Annotated in this window: 15 protein-coding genes and 1 pseudogene; 3 read left to right on the top strand and 13 right to left on the bottom strand. The window is 30.9% G+C overall.

Translation table 11 applies throughout. The features are described from left to right. The first annotated feature begins 20 nt into the window (after positions 1 to 20). Genes G9F70_RS10285 through G9F70_RS10275 form a run of 3 tightly spaced genes read left to right on the top strand, consistent with a single transcriptional unit; the run spans position 21 to position 4,798 of the window. The gene (locus tag G9F70_RS10285; protein WP_224617504.1) at positions 21 to 2,156 is read left to right on the top strand and encodes a hypothetical protein; all 2,136 of its coding nucleotides are present in this window, start codon (positions 21 to 23) and stop codon (positions 2,154 to 2,156) included. Between the two features lie 2 nt (positions 2,157 to 2,158). Continuing rightward, a complete protein-coding gene (locus G9F70_RS10280) occupies positions 2,159 to 3,949 on the top strand; it encodes a tyrosine-type recombinase/integrase (RefSeq protein ID WP_164947801.1) in 1,791 nt (596 codons plus the stop codon). 39 nt (positions 3,950 to 3,988) lie between these two features. Continuing rightward, positions 3,989 to 4,798, top strand: a complete 810-nt coding sequence (locus G9F70_RS10275; RefSeq protein ID WP_164947802.1) for a hypothetical protein — start codon at positions 3,989 to 3,991, stop codon at positions 4,796 to 4,798. A 308-nt stretch (positions 4,799 to 5,106) separates the two neighbouring features. Here the strand turns inward: G9F70_RS10275 and G9F70_RS10270 are convergent, their stop codons facing one another. The 13 genes and pseudogenes from G9F70_RS10270 to G9F70_RS10210 form a co-directional block, all read right to left on the bottom strand. Further along, positions 5,107 to 6,552 (bottom strand): ATP-binding protein, encoded by a 1,446-nt coding sequence (locus tag G9F70_RS10270; protein ID WP_164947803.1) that lies wholly within the window; start codon positions 6,550 to 6,552, stop codon positions 5,107 to 5,109. A 242-nt stretch (positions 6,553 to 6,794) separates the two neighbouring features. Beyond that, positions 6,795 to 7,361, bottom strand: a complete 567-nt coding sequence (locus G9F70_RS10265; RefSeq protein ID WP_411955999.1) for a hypothetical protein — start codon at positions 7,359 to 7,361, stop codon at positions 6,795 to 6,797. Between the two features lie 52 nt (positions 7,362 to 7,413). Then, positions 7,414 to 8,658 carry a group II intron reverse transcriptase/maturase gene (ltrA, locus tag G9F70_RS10260; protein ID WP_164947804.1) on the bottom strand — a complete coding sequence of 415 codons (1,245 nt, stop codon included), beginning with the start codon at positions 8,656 to 8,658 and terminating at the stop codon, positions 7,414 to 7,416. A 553-nt stretch (positions 8,659 to 9,211) separates the two neighbouring features. Further along, positions 9,212 to 9,964: pseudogene (locus G9F70_RS10255) on the bottom strand (reverse transcriptase domain-containing protein); the annotation flags it as partial. A 543-nt stretch (positions 9,965 to 10,507) separates the two neighbouring features. Beyond that, positions 10,508 to 11,011: a hypothetical protein gene (locus G9F70_RS10250; RefSeq protein ID WP_164947805.1), complete on the bottom strand. Its 504-nt coding sequence runs from the start codon at positions 11,009 to 11,011 to the stop codon at positions 10,508 to 10,510. 1,035 nt (positions 11,012 to 12,046) lie between these two features. Then, positions 12,047 to 12,949, bottom strand: coding sequence for a hypothetical protein (locus G9F70_RS10245; RefSeq protein WP_164947806.1), 903 nt, complete (start codon positions 12,947 to 12,949; stop codon positions 12,047 to 12,049). Positions 12,950 to 13,074: 125 nt separating this feature from the next. Continuing rightward, positions 13,075 to 13,638, bottom strand: coding sequence for a hypothetical protein (locus G9F70_RS10240; RefSeq protein WP_164947807.1), 564 nt, complete (start codon positions 13,636 to 13,638; stop codon positions 13,075 to 13,077). 38 nt (positions 13,639 to 13,676) lie between these two features. Then, positions 13,677 to 13,937, bottom strand: a complete 261-nt coding sequence (locus G9F70_RS10235; RefSeq protein WP_164947808.1) for a TfoX/Sxy family protein — start codon at positions 13,935 to 13,937, stop codon at positions 13,677 to 13,679. 165 nt (positions 13,938 to 14,102) lie between these two features. Continuing rightward, entirely contained in the window at positions 14,103 to 14,258 is a 156-nt protein-coding gene (locus G9F70_RS10230) for a hypothetical protein (protein ID WP_164947809.1), read from the bottom strand. 80 nt (positions 14,259 to 14,338) lie between these two features. Continuing rightward, entirely contained in the window at positions 14,339 to 14,554 is a 216-nt protein-coding gene (locus tag G9F70_RS10225) for a solute carrier family 23 protein (RefSeq protein WP_164947810.1), read from the bottom strand. Positions 14,555 to 14,881: 327 nt separating this feature from the next. Beyond that, positions 14,882 to 16,075 carry an IS91 family transposase gene (locus tag G9F70_RS10220; protein ID WP_224617502.1) on the bottom strand — a complete coding sequence of 398 codons (1,194 nt, stop codon included), beginning with the start codon at positions 16,073 to 16,075 and terminating at the stop codon, positions 14,882 to 14,884. Next, positions 16,068 to 16,916, bottom strand: a complete 849-nt coding sequence (locus tag G9F70_RS10215; protein ID WP_220322476.1) for a site-specific integrase — start codon at positions 16,914 to 16,916, stop codon at positions 16,068 to 16,070. Before G9F70_RS10215 ends, G9F70_RS10220 begins: the two co-directional genes overlap by 8 nt. 414 nt (positions 16,917 to 17,330) lie before the next feature. Further along, the gene (locus G9F70_RS10210) at positions 17,331 to 18,194 is read right to left on the bottom strand and encodes an AAA family ATPase (RefSeq protein ID WP_164948108.1); all 864 of its coding nucleotides are present in this window, start codon (positions 18,192 to 18,194) and stop codon (positions 17,331 to 17,333) included. Between the last annotated feature and the right edge of the window lie 186 nt (positions 18,195 to 18,380).

The raw sequence follows: 18,380 nt of genomic DNA, 5'->3' as shown, positions 1-18,380 counted from the left end.
TTCTTATTTTCCTAAATCTCATGGTTTTAGTTTACCACTTACAACTCGATTTAACATGTTATAGTCGCTATCTATCTAAATACACAACTGAATACAAAATTAATGGCAAAATTTATTATTCCAAAAAAAATATTGAATACTTAGTTGATTTAAAAAACAAAACTATAAGTATACCTGAACTAATAAAGAAGTTTGATGTAGACATAGGGAAATGTGCATTAAAAACAATATTTAAAAACGAAAAAATACAAATTATTCCTGCATCTAAACATCCCTTTTGTGATTTAGATTTAGTATATTTAAGTGATGTAGAAAAAATCAAAAATAAAGTCAATTTTAGAAGTAATCTGTTGGGTGAAACAAACAGATACGAAAAATATAGGCTTTTAATATCTATTATTCCAAACAATAAAACATCAATATTAAAAACTTTAAGCGATTTTAATGATGATTTTATTTATGATAGATTCCATAAAGTAAAATCCCCTGATCTTTCTATTACCTTATCTAAAACATATGAACTCATTATCAATACTATAAGTAAAGATTTAATTGAATATTCTGCTGAAGATATTGATAGGATAATGTCTATTATATACAACAGTGAATATTATCAAGAAATTAAGCTTGAGTTTATTTATTTCTATAATTATTTGTTGAAAAAATATAATATAAAAGATAAACAAAAACTTTTTATATCTAAAACTGATATCCGTGAATCAACAAGAGATACCAGTGCATATACAAAAATTCAGTTTCTCAATTTATTCGGCTTATTATATACTAATTTAGATGATAAATTTTATCTTGATATAGCTATAAAATCTAGATCTTGTGCTACGGTTTGGTTGTATATGTATTTGCATTATGTTATATTTTGGAGAGCTAGTTCTATAAGCAATATTGCTTTACCGAACCTAGAGATTATAGGTTTTAATAATGCACATGCTTTTATGAAATGGATTAAAGACCCATCTAATATTTTTTCTATTGAAATGGGACTCAAAATATGTGATGGCGTAAAAAGAAAAATAGATTCACTTTTTATAAAATCGTCTAAAAATAAGCAGCCTTTGGAGTTTGAACCTAGTCTCCTTATGTCTAGAGGCCTTGGCTTACTACTTGCACTTTGTGAAGCTCATAGGGAAATAGCTCTAGAAAAAAAAATAACAAATAAAAAAACATTAGTAAATGCTAATGTTTTATTTACAGGTGTGGAATGTGTTTATCTAAACTATTTCAAATTATTCGGTGATAAATATGTCAATATTATGGGAAATACAGTATTTTCTAACCTTAGAGCAAATAAATCTTTTACTGACTACACCATAGACTATAGTGAAGATAATGGAGATGGTTTAGGTGGTCATATTTTATCTATTATGAGAGGGCATGTAGTAAATATCCAGGGTATCTCTAATACAACACCAATATATGAAACAAGACAAGTAGATGGGACTATTGAAGCAATAGAAAGCAAATTATTTGAAATGGGTACTTTTGCTTTTACTAAATTTAATTTTTTATCATTAAGTAACAACTCTTTTGGGGAAAAGGATTCATCAACACAAACGGAACTAATGATGCAATTATCGCTCTCCCCTTCTGAATCTGAGTTAATTATTAAAAATGTTTTTATACAACGTGAAATTGTATCAAAACTTCTAGTTAAAATGATAACAGAACCTACCCAATTAAAATTGATATTCAAAGAATTGAATTTCGGAAAAACGGCAGCAAAACACAAATATACCAAGTGCCTTTTAAAGGCTATATTAAATAGCGCTGTAGATGATTCTCTAAAAAAAGAATCCTTAGATACTCTCAAAGATTATAAAGCTTTAAGTACTTGCTTAATGCCAGAATATGATAGTTGTTTTGGTTGCCCAATGTTAATAGGTGAACTGTATTTCTTGTATGAGCTTAATGAGGTCATACAAGATGCTATTACGTCTCTTGGAATATGCAATAGCAATTATGAACGTTATATGTATAGCACTATAATATTTAGCGCTTATTTGCCCATTCTCTATGAAGCACAAGAGGTTTTAGGTAATGAAACTATTAATATTTTTATTGATGTAGCAAGTATACATCACAATTTAAATTCATTACAGAAAGAAAATAAAATATGCCTAAAATTTGAAAGGAGTTAATTATGATTGCAATTAGGAAATACATTGATGGTACCCCTATAGCAACGACAACAATTGTAGAATTCTCACCAGATAATATTGAAGAATACATGACAATGTTCAATAAATTAAAACAAGATAATTTAATCAATAAAAACTCTCAATTTTATGATGTTAAATGGTTGACTAAAAGAGGCGCTGATTGGTTTGGTGTGTTATTTGATTTTAGTGAGCCTATGTTTTTAAAGATGATTAAAAAACAAAGAATATCTTTAAAATATGTAGATTTTATATTAGCTGTTAAAAGTTTTTATTTATACCAATTAAGTTCATATTCTACATCTACTTTGAGGCAATATGTTAATATATTAAAATCTGTTATGTTACAAACTGAATTTACATCTAAAAACAAACTTTCTACAAATGTAAAAAAGAAAAATACTTTAATGGACTATGCTCCTTTGGTATTGGACTTTTTTACGTATTATGAAATGTTCTCTTTTAATGATGAGGTATTGGATGCATTAATGGATGACTATATGGACTATAGAGATATTATGAAAGTAACTAATCAAATCAGTAAAAGAGCTTTACCAACATTTAATACCATGTTCAAATTTAATGATATTATGAACGATTTTATTGAAAAATCAAAAGGTGCTGAAAGGGAAAAATTTTTTCCACTTATACTATGGTGGAAAATCACAAGTATATTACCACTTAGGAGTAGAGAGTTTACTTTAATTCCCAAAGATTGCTTGGTACTTATTAAAAACAAGTGGTATATAAATGTATATAGAAGTACTATCAAAGGAAATCATAATAAAATATATAATCATGACTTTAATTCTATTTATAAACTTTCACCCCATCCTATTACCAACGAAATAAAAGATTTGATAAATGAATATAAAAACATTGTGTCCACATATGATTCTTCAGAAAACTACTATGCCGACGGCGTGGGGGATGTAATAGATAGACAATTCTTGCTATCTGCTAGAAGTTATTATAAATTTAATAGGAACAAAGATAGATATATCGCTAACAAATATACTTTAGATTATTTATCTTCTTCACAACTTAACAAGTTATTAAAAAGGTTTTTAATTGAACTTGAAATAGATATCGTTCCTAAAGGAAAAACATATTATGATCCTACTAATGCACTATTCGGTGACAGTATTAATGATATCTCTTTAATGGATACAAGACATTTTGCAATAATGAACATGGTTTATATGGGCTATGAGCCATCTACCATTCAAAGAATTGTAGGCCATAAAAATATACAAACATCCTATTCTTATTACAACCATGTGGAACTTTTTACAAATTGCTACATTATTTCTATTGCGAAACAAATGGCTTTTGCTAAAAATTCTGCATTTAAGTTAGACATATTGGATATGTCTTTCGAGTCTATATTAGGTAATGAAGGCGACGGAAATACAAGATATAACATGGTCAAAGCTAAAAAAATAAATAAGAAATATAAATTCTTGGAGCTAGATGAGGGGTATTGCTCATATCAAAAATCAGATTTAATGCCTTGTAAAATTCTTAGGGGAAATCATAGAAGATGCAAATTTTTTATTCCATATGACAATTCCCTACCAACGATAAAAAAAGAATTCGTGACAATATCTGATGAAATAAGTTCTGAAATATCAACACTAAAATATTTGGCACAAAATTATAAGACAATAAAAAATTCCAAAAATGAATATAATGTATCCTTAAATAAAATACACTCCAAGGTATTAAATAAAGCAGAGATGATTAGCGACTATATAATAAATGGAGCTGAATAGTTAATAATAATAGTAATAGTAAAAGGTGGCAATTAAGTTATGAGCGAAAAAAAAGTTGGAAGAAAGCAGCGTTTCACTTATGAAGTACTTAAAAGTATATTAGACTCTTATTTTGATCCTGATAATAATAAAATCTATGGGCAAACTACTGCAACAAAAATCGCTGAATATGCAGAAAAAACACTAGGAATTGAAGGTATTAAGTACTACCATTTTAACAGGAATGAAAAAATCAAATCTAGGATACATGAAACAAATAATATCTATGAATTTGATCAAACAACAAAAAATGAAAATACTTTAGTAGCGTTCAACCCTGATAGGTTTTTAGAGGTATACAAAAATGATCCTAAAATGATGAAAATAGTACTAAGACGATTCTCCGATAAATATGAAAACCTTAATAGACAAGTTTTAGACCTTCAAACATTAAAACTTAAATACGAAGCTAAAATAAGCAAATTAGATAATGAAAATAAGCAGCTAAATGAAAAACTCAAAGATTTGATGCATGTTAATAATGCTACTAAAACACAATCTAATAAACTAGAAAAATTTAAAAAATTTAGTGAGAAAGGTGTAATGTTGAAATACTTAAAAGACCAAGGACTTATAAGGTCTTTGGATGAAGAAAACCTAAGTATACTTTTAGCTAATTGTAATCTTATCGATTCTAATGATAATGTGATAGCTCCTAATATTAATTTAGAAACAAATTATAATGACCATAATAATTCAAGTGATGATGAAGATAATGAGGTTCAAGTACTAAATATGAAAGAATATAAAAGTTCTATTAATAAAGATGCTGTTACTAATGCGATGGATATTCTTAATAAGCATTTATAAAATAATACTAAATAAACTAACCCTCGACTAATTAGTCGAGGGCTTTCTAATGTTTTAATTTTGTTAGATAAAAGTATAATTGGTGAAACGTACTCGGAAAAAGTATCTACTTCAAATTCAAATATACCATAGATTTAATTATTTATATCTTAAAGCACAGCAGATGTTATAACTAATGTTTGACTGATTACTTTTGGGAGTTTTCACAGGTACCCCCCCACTTTGAAACGTAGTGAACAATTTTTGTTCTATAATAATTTATTAAGCGCTATTTTAACGTTCTTAATTATTCAAAGGAACTGGTGTTGCTATAAGAAATACTTTACAACTAATTCTCCTGATTCTGTTAGTATATATCTATTGTTAATTGATAATGATATGAATTCCATTTTCTCTAGATGCATTAACAACTCATTTTTCATTTCAACTCTAACCCCTGCAATTATAGAATCAGAATCAATTGAGCCATTTTTTAAAATTTCAAGCAATATTAAAGCATGGGGATAAGATAAAGTTTCAACGAATGCTTTATTATATTGACCATTAACAACAATCGAGTCAAAAAGCCCCAAGTTTATAATTTTTTCTGTTGGTCCATCAAATCCTGTTACTTCTTTAATGGCATTTACATTCTCATCACTATTATCATTCCCATGTACAATTTTTGTTTCTAAGTTTCCACTTATTTCTTTAATATAATCTTTTGGATATTGCGATGATAACCAAATTGCTAATCCATATGCTCTACATTCTCTTATTAAAGTATTAAGTCTAGGTTCTTTTAAAAATCTATGAGCTTCATCAAATACAAAAACATTTTTTATTTTTTCACTATGCTCTAAAGTATTTAAATACTGATGAGCACTCACGACTATTAATTTAGATATTGCCCTTTTAATTTCATCGTTTGTTATAGAATTTAGACTCAAAACATAAGATTTGCTCAAAATATCTGATAAAGCTATCTGTCTAGATTCATTTGAAAACAACCCATAATTAAAGACTGGTTCTAATCTATTATAAGCTTTTATATCTTTCTCTTTAATCAAATCACCCACCTCATCAAGAATAGGAAATTGCAAGTCATTGTTAAACTCAATATTTTTACTATTTACATTAAATCCATGCTTTTTATAAATTTCTCTAAGAACATCTTTTAATGCTGCTTCTTGTTGTGGACCTAATTTATAAACATCTTTAAATACACCTGCAATTTCATACACATGTGCTCCAATATTAATAAACTTCTTGCCCATATTATTTTTTTTGGGAGGTATTAATGGGTTGTAAGGTAATGATTTAAACTCTAGATCAACATATTCTAAATCTGCACCAATTAAAAATTCATCGTCGCCAAAATCATTTTTAAAATCAAAAATCAAATAATTAGCTCCTTTTTTTCTACCTTGAATTATCATTGATTTCAATAATTGAGTTTTCCCTTTCCCTGAACTACCTGTTATCATTATATTCATATTTGATAACTTTGAGCCTTCTCTTTTAGGGTCATAAAACACCAATTCACCTGTTGTTGATCTACGCCCTATAAATATTTTAAAATCGTTATTCCCTTCATTTTTTTCTACAACTTCCACTTGGACAGTTTGCACACCTTTTTTATTTTCCTCAACAATATTAATCTTATTATTTTTGCACTCGCATTTGTCATCAACTAAATCTTTATTCTTAGATCCTCTAGTATCATTTTTAATTTTACCTCTATTACTAACATTCCATATTCTTAGTAACTTCAACTACCTATAATAAGAATAATGGGAAGCTGAAGAATATATAAAAAACGCAGAATTACTCCATTACTTTAGTAATTGTAACAGTTGGTTGTGTCGTCCGTTTAGAAAGATACGAAATAACTGTGTCTAAAATTATGTTAATTCAACTCTACAGTCGAGTAGACTTACACCTCACAATGTAAGCCCCTCACAGAATCCGTACGTGCGGCTTTCCCGCATACGGCTCCTCATAATAACATTCACAGTTAAAACAACTTAAAATATATCTTTGGTTTCGCTAAAGGATAATATTTCAGCATTTCTAAATAGCCATCCCAGCTATAGCTTTTCATATCACTTCGTCTATTCAGTGTCTTAAATATAAATTGCTGTACTCTATGCAGAAAGTTTGTTAGCATCTTACCATTGAAAGATGCTCCATAGTACCTATAATGTCCAACCAATTTGAGATTTAATGACTTTATCATTTCCTTAACTCGCATAGTTCTATTCTCATAGAGCCACTTTTTAGTGTCTTTTAGTTTTTGTCTAAATTTCTTGCTACTTGTTTGTAACATGACACATGGATACCCTCTGCGACTTTTCCCACAATAAAACGTAAAGCCTAAGAAATCAAATGTTTCTGGTTTACCTTCTCCCCTTGCTTTCCGATTACTTTCTGCAAATTTACCGAACTCCAGTAATCTGCTTTTGCTCTCCTCCAGTTCTAGGTTGAACTTTCCCATTCTTTCCTTGAGTTCATCATAGTATTTCTCAGCTTCCCATTTATACTGGAATCCTGCTATAAAGTAAGTAAACCAAGGGAACTTCACCCTTAGTTTCTCTCAGAACCGTACGTGAACCTCTCGGCTCATACGGCTCCCATTATTCGGCTGTTGGTAATATTCCCATTTTCCAGTGTGCAAACAAATTTCTATCTCTTTTTGCAATACATCCTAACCAATATTCTGCTCTTCGTCTGTGTTTTCTTTTCTTATACTTTCTTCGAACCCATTTTACTAAAGCATTATTGATATATCTTAATACTGCATACATTTCTGTTTTATAGAAATGTGTATAATAGTTAATCCAACCCTGTATCTTTTTATTAAACATACTTGATATATCCCACAAATCTTTATCTACTTTCAACTGTATTCTCCAACTTCTTACTTCTTTTCGAATTCTTTTCTTTGCATTATCTGCTATGGCTGGTAAGAAGCCTGTAAAATATTTGCCGAATTTACTCTTAGCACCTCTAGGTTTAAATGTGTATCCTAAAAAATCAAATGATATATTTGGATAATCTCCCTTTCTATCATCATCTTTACAGTATACAATCTTTGTTTTATCAAGGTTCAACTGCAATCCATATTCTTCGAATCTTTCTTGCAATCGTCTTTGTAGATATTTAGCCTGTTTTAGTGATACACAGTGTGCTATTCCATCATCTGCATATCTTGCCCACGGAATTGCTCTAAATTCTTTTGTCATAAAGTCATCAAACACATAATGTAGAAACAGATTCGAAAGTACTGGACTTATGACACCCCCTTGCGGAGTGCCAGAGGTTCTTGGTACTAATTCTCCGTTTTCCATTTGAAATGGTGCAGTCAACCACCTTTGAATATATAGAATAATCCATTCTTCATTTGTATGTTTCCTTACCATTTTCATTAGAATATCATGTTTGATATTATCGAATAGTCCTTTTATATCGAATTCGAGAACCCAATCTTTTCTCCAACACCTTACTCTTGTAACTACAAGTGCTTGTATTGCAGATTTATTAGGTCTATATCCGTAGGAATCTTCGTAAAACATAGGCTCCACTTCTGGTTCAAAATATAATTTAACTACCATCTGTGCAATTCTATCCTCAACAGTCGGTATCCCTAGTAATCTAGTTCCTCCACTTTTCTTTGGAATTGCAACAGCTTTTACAGGTTGAGGAAAGTAACTTCCTGATGACATCCTATTCCAGATTTTGTATAGATTATTTTTCAAATTCTTTTCAAAATCTTCGATTGACTGTTCATCAACTCCATACGTTCCTTTGTTTGCTTTAACTTTCTCATAAGCTGTAACTACAGCTCTTTTAGAAATATTAAACGGCTTTGTTTCTGTCATAAGTTCCTCCTCCTTTTCAAAGTTGACTTATTTCTGAAACTGAATAACTCGAAGTCCTTCGCTCCACTTCCATTGCAGAAGTTTCTTCACTACTACGACTCAATCTGCCCCTATGCTTGCATCGATACTCTTTTCTCACAGTTCTTCTGCTTGAAATACTCTCTTAACATCAAGCCGTAGGTTCCCACGTTCCATACAAATGCCTGTACTAAATTCATGTCACCTTTATGCCGCCCACCGCCTAGTCAGTAAACAGGTTTCTTCTAGGCTTATCCCAAGTTAACGACTACCCCCTGGTTTTGATGGAGTCTCTACGCTTTCGACATTTTCGTAAGTGATTCACATGCTCATTCATCTCTTTAGTACATACTTGACAGATTTACCTCTGCCTTTTCCTTAACGCTAAGCACCATAACTTTTGATTACAGCACCTTAAGGTAGTTTGAAATCTCCACCTGCATGGCGATTTCGGAGGGCCCTCCTCCATCATCTGTATAGCACAGCTATATTAAGCCACTCTTACGAGTTGCTTACCACGCTTTCGTGGCGCACAATCATCTGCATAAACTGTCAAAAAGTTATCTCCCTTTATACCTTTTGTAAAAACAACCTTATACCACAACATCAAAGCGTTATGCATATAAATATTGGCTATTATTGGACTTATGATATTTCCTTGTGCAGAGCCGCCTGTACTTTCATCAAATACTCCGTCAGTTATTACTCCAGCTTTCAAGTATTTATTAATAAGCCATAGGAGATTTGGGTCTTTTATGTATACCCCCAAAAATTTCATTATCCATTCATGACTCATGTTGTCAAAGAAGCCTTTGATGTCCGCATCAACAATATAGTTTATTTTTCCTTGATACATTCTGTTATAAACTTCTTTGATAGCATCATGACAACTACATTTCGGTCTGAAACCATGCATATTTCCCAAAAATCTTGGTTCATAGATTGCTTCTAGTATCTTCTTTACTGCTAGTTGTACTATTTTATCTTCATAGGACGCAATTCCTAACGGTCGCGTTTTACCATTTCCTTTTGGTATAAATACCCTTAATGATGGTAATGGCTTATATGCCTTGTTCTTTAACCGTTTTACTAAATTAGATATATTTTCTTCCAGATTTACTCCGTATTCTGCTTTTGTAACTCTGTCAATGCCAACTGCCTTATTTCCATCTAGCTCTTTGTGGCACTGTCTAAGCATATCATCATTAATATGATGATATAGTGAAGTAAATTCTGGTTTGCGTGTATTTGCTGATATTTCTGCTATTCTTTCTAATTTTGTTCCCATCATTTCTCCCGTCCCTGAGTACAGATGATGTGTCCTCAGAAAGATTGTTATTACGTAGTCCCCTTCCCTCCACTGGCATTACCCAGTCTCAACAGTACTATGGGACTATCCGACTGCCTGTCGTCCATTTGACATTCTACGTTTTATTGTTGTTTGTCATACTTATTTCTAAGAAACGACAGGCTCTCCCCAGTTGACAATTAACCATAATGTAAAGCATGATTGGCCCTTTGACCCCGCAGTGCCACATAGTTCTTGCCTTTACGACCTATGTGATTTTGCTTTCCGCACCAATTAAGACGTCAGCCCTCTGATATACAAAATTTCGAGGCTCAATAGCTTTTCAACCCTACTTTCTCGCTGTCTACGCTTAGCTCCCACCATTACTGATGACAACTCAAGACTCGCTACTGTTGGTTGGCTAGACCTTACTCAGACAGGATTTCCACCTGCTAGGTTAATTACCCTTAGCTGGGCGCACAATTGGAATTTGTTGCTTTACTTTTAATTCTATGAAAGTATTACGCTTCAATACATAAAACATCAACAATCTTTCCAATGCTCCATTGGCTTTATTTCAAGAATATCCATAGGCTGGATCTGTATATGGTTTTTAATCAGAAGTATATTTTCACTCGGTTCACCAAAGGCAGTCCAATATGCCTTAGTCAAATAATTCAGAACCTTATCCTCATCACTTTGATCGTAATCACTATCATAGATAACCTTTTCACCGCTAACCTTAGCCACTATCTCATAAGAATCATGAGTAGACATCCATTCTCTGGATAAATTCAATCCAAGAAGATCGTCAATATTCATTAAAATTTCTGGTCGACGATGAACTTGTCCACCATAAGAGCTTCGTTCCCTCACCGATAAGAACCCACATGTAGTGTAATCGAAATAAAACTTTCTCCCTATGGACCAATATTTATAAGCCTCTGTGTCTTGTCTTGGGCAAGCTCCGAAGGTAATATCGAATTCTTGTTCCCGATATATCAGTATTCTCTCATCTAAATTGATATGGATATCGCGTTTTTCCAAGAACAATCTCAGCTCAGAGTCATGGCACGAATAAGATTGTTTTAAATCTAATATTCCATGCTTCCGAAAAGATGCGCATCCATTAGCACTTGTCGTCACATGAAAGTATACAAATTGGAAATCTCTGTAGCTACGTGGTAGATATCCATGAGAGTTGATCGCATCTGCCACAAGATAATCCGTATATTCATATTCGCGCTCGTGACGAAGATATTGTTTCCACACTGAGATTGGTATGCCAGTGAGATTGGTTAATGTCCGTTGAGCATATTCATTTGTGCGAATATCGTAAATCATATTAGGCATAATCATCTATATCCCCCATTCACTCATTCAGCTTCACATAAACAAATTACTATTTATCTGCATATTATATAAATAACCTTACACGGTCTTTTTACAAGTTAACCATAGACCCGTTATTTCATCAATTAAGTGCTCATTTTTCCACATTCATACTATATACTTGCCTACTTTCCATTAAGTATGTATCTCCATTCACTTCATACTTTATAATACATTAGTTCAACATAAAGCTACTTTCCCCTGCAATATTTATAGAAATAGGTAAAAATTTAAAACTCCAAGATTACCCCAGAGTTTAAACTTAAAGAATATCTGATTTTAAGTCTGTACTTTCTTAATATGTAATTTATTATCTCTAAATGAAACAACATAATTTAAGACTCTATATACCTTTTAATACCCAACTACCCCATGAGCTTGAAATATATTTGTATAGCTACACTCAATTTATATACTGTATATGGACCTAATCTTAAGTAGTTTTCAAACCTTTAACTACTTAAAACCAGAACCACTGCACCCATAATATTAGAAATCTTAATGATTTACATCTATAAATTTAGTTTAAAGTACTTAAGCACTACTAATAATTACCTAAAGTTTTTTAGGTACTGAATTTGCAGATATCTTACTATTATCATTTGACCTAGATCTAAATATATTCAAATAACAGTTTTCAGACTGTGAGTAAAAGCGAGTGCTCTATTACATCCTAGATGCACTCTACTACTAATTTTTTTTATCAATGTCATCCTTTTTTAATTCAAAATCCTTTTTCAAATCTTCAAATACTTTTGATTTAATAAATTCCTCAGGTCTATCTTTCAATTTTTTATTAATTAACTCTTGTTGCTTTTCACTTATTTTAGTTGCGTCTTTCTCTGCAGATTTAAGTATTAGCATCAACTCATCTGCACAAGCACTCTCTATTATTTGTTTTTCAGCTTTTATTAGACCTACTCCATTAGTAATTTCAGTATTTTCCCATCTCTCATTTTCACCTTTATTGTAAAGTGTAAAGAGAATAATACCCATCATATTGGTTAAAGTTGCATATGTTTTTAACTTTTTGTAAAAGAAAGTATAGCTTGTTACACTCCTGTGAAAAGTAGTGTGCGGTCTTGTGCTTACTAACTCATTAGAGATGCTTTTTATATCTTCAAAGAAGAGTATGTGATTTTCTATACCATTTACATTAGGTTGTATTTTTAAAAGATAGTCTCTCATGCCCCTTTCTTTCTCAATAAGACAATTTAAAATTTGTAAGTCTATCCCTACTTCCTCTGAATGCTCAACAAAATCTAAAATATCTAAATACAAACTTCGCCAACTCACAGAAGTTAAAAAATAATATAAATCACTATCATAACTAAACTCTTTTACATTATCCTTCATATACGGATAGAAAAATTTATTTGCAAATTTAGTCTCATATATACTAAATAAATCCTCACAATCTCCACAAAGCAAATAATGCTTTTCTCCATCTTGCACCACTTTATTAATATTTTCTTTGTTCCTGATAGCTCCTGGTGAGGTTTTTTTTAAGTATCTGATTACGAATTTAGGAACAATATGGCTTAATTCCAATTCCCTTGTTTGACCACATAATGCACATCGTTTAGCCGACATATTATTATACCCCCTCGCTACATTCTCTCTTCACCACATAGAATAACACACTATCATTCGAATTGATTGATTCGATTGCAGTGCTCCTATATTTGGTGTTTTAATTAAATAATTAGGTATTTGTGTTACTCAAATGAGAATGTAGTTAACATACCTGTACGGTCACTGTTAACCTTATCAAAGTTACCATACACTTTAACAATGTTCTCTTTTTTTATAAAAGGAATATGGATTTGTGTAAAACTTGGTAGTGTATATCCACCTAAATAGGTTCCTTGTTTTATACGAGAACTAATAATATTGTATGCATTATTATTCCAAACTGGAGGCATTATTTGTATGAAATCATTAAAATCAACTGGAATCTTATTGAAACCTTCATTATATTGTAATTGCAATATAACATACGTGTTATCCCATAAATGAAATGCATCGGTAACAAGCGGATTATCCATGTAATATTCATAGAGTTCATCTATATTTTCAAAATATTGTGCTACACCTTTTTTGGCAAAACCAAATACTAACCCAGCATAATCGCTCTCATTTACTTGATTGAAACTATCCAACACAAATTGATAGGCTTTATTGCACTTTTTCTGGTCATATCGAAAGTTTGGATAGTACCCCCCCTTGCTATTACTAATATCAACTACTGACTTTTTTTGAATTGTCCATACATAATTCAAGCCATTTCCTCCTCCTTTTAAATCTTCAATACAAATCCCTATTTACTTTTATGCCAATTATAAAAATCTTTTAGTTCTGCTTTACGTTCCTGTGGCAATGCTATTTTCTTAACACCATGAATTGCACCTTCCAGTGCTAACAATCTATGAATACATGCAGAAGTATCAATTTCTTGTATTTTCAGCCACAATTGTTCTGCACCAATATCTTTTAATTCATCATAAGTAAATATACCTACTTTATTCAACTGACTTTCAACTTCTTTTCCGATATTAGGTAGTTTTGATAGTTCTCCCATAATAGAACTTCCTTTCAACTTACTATTTATTGAGTTGTTTACATCGTTCATAAGCCGCATTTTTAAACAGTTGTGACGCAACTTATGAAGATTTCGAAGTAACCTAATTCATATTTCAATTCAAAATAAGTAGTAATCCATTTTGAATTGAAATAGATAAGGATGTTAGAATAAATGTAATTTAATTAATATAGTTAAAACAAACATTACGCAGCCACTTGTTAGTAATATATATTTAACTACTTTCATATCCTGTCTTTTAACTTTAAAGCTTCCAATAATCATAAAAACAGATGCCCCAAATAGACTAAAATATACCACTATTAAAACCTCCTTTTAATTTTTGATTATAAATTGTTCAAAAATTAAATGTTTAAAAACAAAAGAATATTTTGTACAAATTAAATATTCTTTTTAGAATTGTTGTCTTTATTTTTATGCGATTTATAGTTTGAAATATTACTACAAAAAATGATAGTAACAGAAACTAATATAATACCCTCAGTCCAACTTGGCATTCGTTTAATTCTTGCATATACAAAGGTTATTAAAGCAATAATAATTGTAAATACAGAAATGATTATTCCTACTTTTGAACTTTTCATATTATCTTTCATAATAATCCCTCCTTGCACACAAAATATAAATAATCCTTACTACGCAGTTTGTATAGGTTTGGATTCAGATGTTGAGCCGATAAAAACTATCACCATAAGTATATACTTAAATGATGATAGCCACTAAAACTGCTCAATTTCTGAAACAAGCAAAAGAACGATGCCGCGTTTCCACTACTATGGAGATTCAATCTTTCCCCTCTTTCTGAAATTTGCTTTAACACTAAGATTAATCACTTTAATTTCCATAAATGTATCTTAAACTCTTCTAAATTTTGATTATTTTCTAAAAATAGACGTACTTTCCCCCTCCCCAAAATAAACACTCTACGAGACGCTATTCCATTTTTTTTCACAAGGTGGAGAAAAATTTTGGCGATTCAACTTCTCTTTTATAATCATTTTACCTTTACCACAGCAAGAACATGTATTTATATCTATTCCTGTCATCTTTAAAAGAAGCTCCGCTGCACTTAACTTAACATCTGAATTTTCACCTTTACTTTGTACTGCACCTGTAAGTTCTTTGCACTTTTGAAGTTTAGTTGACCTATTTCTATTGCTTAATATCCCATAGTGTCTAATTTTTACAAATTTTCTTGGTAGAACATGCATGAGAAATCTTCTAATAAATTCATCTACCGCAAGAGTCATAAATTTTTCTTTATTATGGTCTTTATAATCTCTCCACTTAAATGTTACATATCCATTTTCTAAATTTACAATTCGATGATTAGATATCGCTACTCTATGAGTGTATCTGCCAAGGTATTCAAGTACGTACTCCGCACTCCCGAAAGGGGGTTTGCAGTATACAACCCATTCTTTTTTATATAACTTACCTACAAAGCTTTGGAATATGTGTTTTTCTGTTAATTCCTCAATTCCAGTAGTATATTTAAGAGCATTACTATAATAAGCTTTTTTAAGATAAAATAAGAATTTTCCTCTAAATATTCTTGATAAAACTTTCACTGGAATAAAAAAATTCTTTTTAGAATTTATCCATTTTGTACCATCAAAAGTTAAACCACCACTTGGAACTATACAATGCATGTGAGGGTGATTCATTAAGTTTTGACCCCACGTATGTAAAATTGACATAAATCCAATTTCGGCTCCTAAATATTTTTTATCTCTTGAAAGTTCAAATAATGTTTCTGAAACAGCATTAAAGAGGATAGAATACATTTCCTTTTGGTTTGTAAGAGTTATATAGTTAAGTTCTTGAGGTATAGTGAAAACTACATGAAAATACCCTACGGGTAATAAATCCTCTTTTCTTTTTTCAAGCCATCTTTCCTTTGCTAAAGTTTGGCATTTAGGACAATGTCTGTTTCGGCAGGAATTATAAGAAACTCTAATATGCCCACATTCATCACATTCATCTATATGACCACCAAGCTCTTCTGTTCTACAAGCTTCAATATCAATCATAGTTTTCAAAATGTGCAGCGGAAGCTGATGATTTCTCCTATATTCATCGCCATACTGATTAAATATATCTTGAATCTCAATCATCTTTTTCTCCTAAGAGCACATCCAATGGACTCTTTATATTAAGTAAATCCATTCTTCTAAGATGTAAATAAATAGTGGTAGTAGTTATTCTGGTATGTCCTAAAAGTCTTTGAATGTAGCAGATATCTGTACCAGCATCCAATAAGTGAGTTGCAAAGCTATGACGAAGCGTATGGACAGTTGCATGCTTAGTGATTTTAGTTTTTTTTATAGATTTCTCGAGCATTTTCTGAACACTACGTGGACTTATAGAATCTGTACGACCCTTTCCAGAAAATAAATATTCCGTAGGATGATATTTTATCCAATACTCTCTAAGGATTTCTAAATTTGCTTTTGACAACAATGAATATCTATCTTTTTTACCCTTGCCCTCTCTAATTAATATTTGCATGTTTTTACTATCAATATCCGTTATTTTTAAATTGCAAACTTCACTAACCCTTAAGCCTGCGGAGTAAACCGTCATGAGAATTGCCTTATGCTTAAGGTTTTCAGTAACATCAAAGATAGACTTAACCTCATCTGGGGATAATACAGCAGGTAATTTTGATGGTTCTTTCATCCTTGCGATTTTGTCCGAATTCCAGTATCTATTCAGAGTTTTAGTATAAAAAAATTTAAGGCTTGAATTAATATAATTAACTGTTCCTTCACTTAATTTCTTTATAATGATACAATAATGTAGATATTCACAAATTTCTTTTTCACCTAAATACTTTGGTGATTTGTTGTAAAATTTAGCAAAGTTACTAACGTGATTAATATAGCTTTTTATAGTCGTTGGACTATAACCCCTTAGTTCCATATCCATTTTCATTTTTTCTCTTAATTCTGACATAAATAATAACACTTCCTTATTTTTTATTTCGACAATAAAAGTTTATAGGAAGTGTGTATTATAATAAAGAAGTATCTTAGTAAATAGGATACTTCTTTATATTTTATTTATGTAAAAATTAAATTAAGCGCATTAGTACTCGTCTGCCACCGTTTTTAGCGGTTTAGTTCTATTTTACAAATCTGACGTAACTCATAGGAATATTATACCATTAGATTATGCAAGCTGTCACAAAAGTAATGAGTTTTTTTGTGTGACGGCTACGGTACAATATTAGGCGACTTATAACAAGAAATCTTCACTAAGTTCCAATTTCTTGAAGCACCTCGGAGATGCTGACATAAGTTGGAAATAAAATAGACAACTTATGTTTGCTACTGGTTTGTCTACGCCTACGGATTATTCTCGTTTTGTTTATTCAAAAAGATTATTGTATTCTTTGAAGAATTCATAATAGATTCTTACATTTTCTAGGTCATGCCAGTTTCTAACTCTAACAGGTGTGGAATCCAAATCGTAAATTTGTGCTCCATCTATCGATAGTATGAATGGCGAATGCGTAGCAATAATGAATTGACAATTACAATAATATGCACAATCAATAATCAATTTAGCAAGTTGCAATTGAAATTTTGGTGACAAGCTGTTTTCTGGCTCATCTAAAAGATATAAATTGCCTGATTCAAATTTATTATCAAAATATGAAAGGGCTGTTTCACCATTTGAAAATTGCTCGATACTTTGGTCAGTGCGATCTCTTACAAAACGGCTACAAGTTTGATTCCTAACTGTATTTTGCATTTTTAATTGTTCATAATCGTTCATTGAATTGAATTGAATTTTACTGTACTTTGCTTCATAATATTGTTGCTGCTGCAAAGTCTTAGCTTTATCTATACGACAATTTTCATTTCTAACTGTAAGAATATGATTAAAAACATCCTCACTTGTAATTATTTTGCTGCCTAATGGTATTTCTAAAGGCAATCCATCCTCATCAAAATCAGTTGCGTAATCACATTTTGTTTTTATATATTCACTGAAAAGTTCACTAGAATTAAACGGAGTTGTTCTTGGTAAATTCAATCTTCCCGAAATTAAATTTAAAAGCGTAGATTTCCCAGAACCGTTGCCACCATAAAAAATAGTAATTGGTTTAAAACCAATATCTTCAAATTCTTTAAATGGGAATATGCCATATGGATATGCATGAGGCGTTAAATTGTTGTCTTCTTCTTGTGAAAAGGAAGGTAATTTAAATTTTTTTAAATATATCATTAAAGCAACTCCTTATTTTTGATTCTGTTATAAAAATAATCCTTACTTCATCTTAAAATACGATTGTTCATCAACCTTAGATTTATAATTGATGAACAATTTAAGAAAAATGTTAATAAAACTATTTTGGATTTTCCTCATAAACTTGTTCAATCATCCATTTCCTACATTGCTCAATTTTAGGTA

This window comes from Clostridium sp. FP1 (genome assembly GCF_011065975.2).
Classification (GTDB): Bacteria; Bacillota; Clostridia; order Clostridiales; family Clostridiaceae; genus Clostridium_AD; species Clostridium_AD tagluense.
Note: the sequence above shows the minus strand (reverse complement) of the source record. Positions and strands in the feature narration are given on the sequence as shown.

Bases quoted from the DNA above. Each gene is read 5' to 3' on its own strand.
- G9F70_RS10285 (WP_224617504.1), top strand. From the start codon at position 21: ATGGTTTTAGTTTACCACTTACAACTCGATTTAACATGTTATAGTCGC.
- G9F70_RS10280 (WP_164947801.1), top strand. From the start codon at position 2,159: ATGATTGCAATTAGGAAATACATTGATGGTACCCCTATAGCAACGACA.
- G9F70_RS10275 (WP_164947802.1), top strand. From the start codon at position 3,989: ATGAGCGAAAAAAAAGTTGGAAGAAAGCAGCGTTTCACTTATGAAGTA.
- ltrA (WP_164947804.1), bottom strand. From the start codon at position 8,658: ATGACAGAAACAAAGCCGTTTAATATTTCTAAAAGAGCTGTAGTTACA.
- G9F70_RS10245 (WP_164947806.1), bottom strand. From the start codon at position 12,949: ATGTCGGCTAAACGATGTGCATTATGTGGTCAAACAAGGGAATTGGAA.
- G9F70_RS10235 (WP_164947808.1), bottom strand. From the start codon at position 13,937: ATGGGAGAACTATCAAAACTACCTAATATCGGAAAAGAAGTTGAAAGT.
- G9F70_RS10225 (WP_164947810.1), bottom strand. From the start codon at position 14,554: ATGAAAGATAATATGAAAAGTTCAAAAGTAGGAATAATCATTTCTGTA.
- G9F70_RS10220 (WP_224617502.1), bottom strand. From the start codon at position 16,075: ATGATTGAGATTCAAGATATATTTAATCAGTATGGCGATGAATATAGG.
- G9F70_RS10215 (WP_220322476.1), bottom strand. From the start codon at position 16,916: ATGTCAGAATTAAGAGAAAAAATGAAAATGGATATGGAACTAAGGGGT.
- G9F70_RS10210 (WP_164948108.1), bottom strand. From the start codon at position 18,194: ATGATATATTTAAAAAAATTTAAATTACCTTCCTTTTCACAAGAAGAA.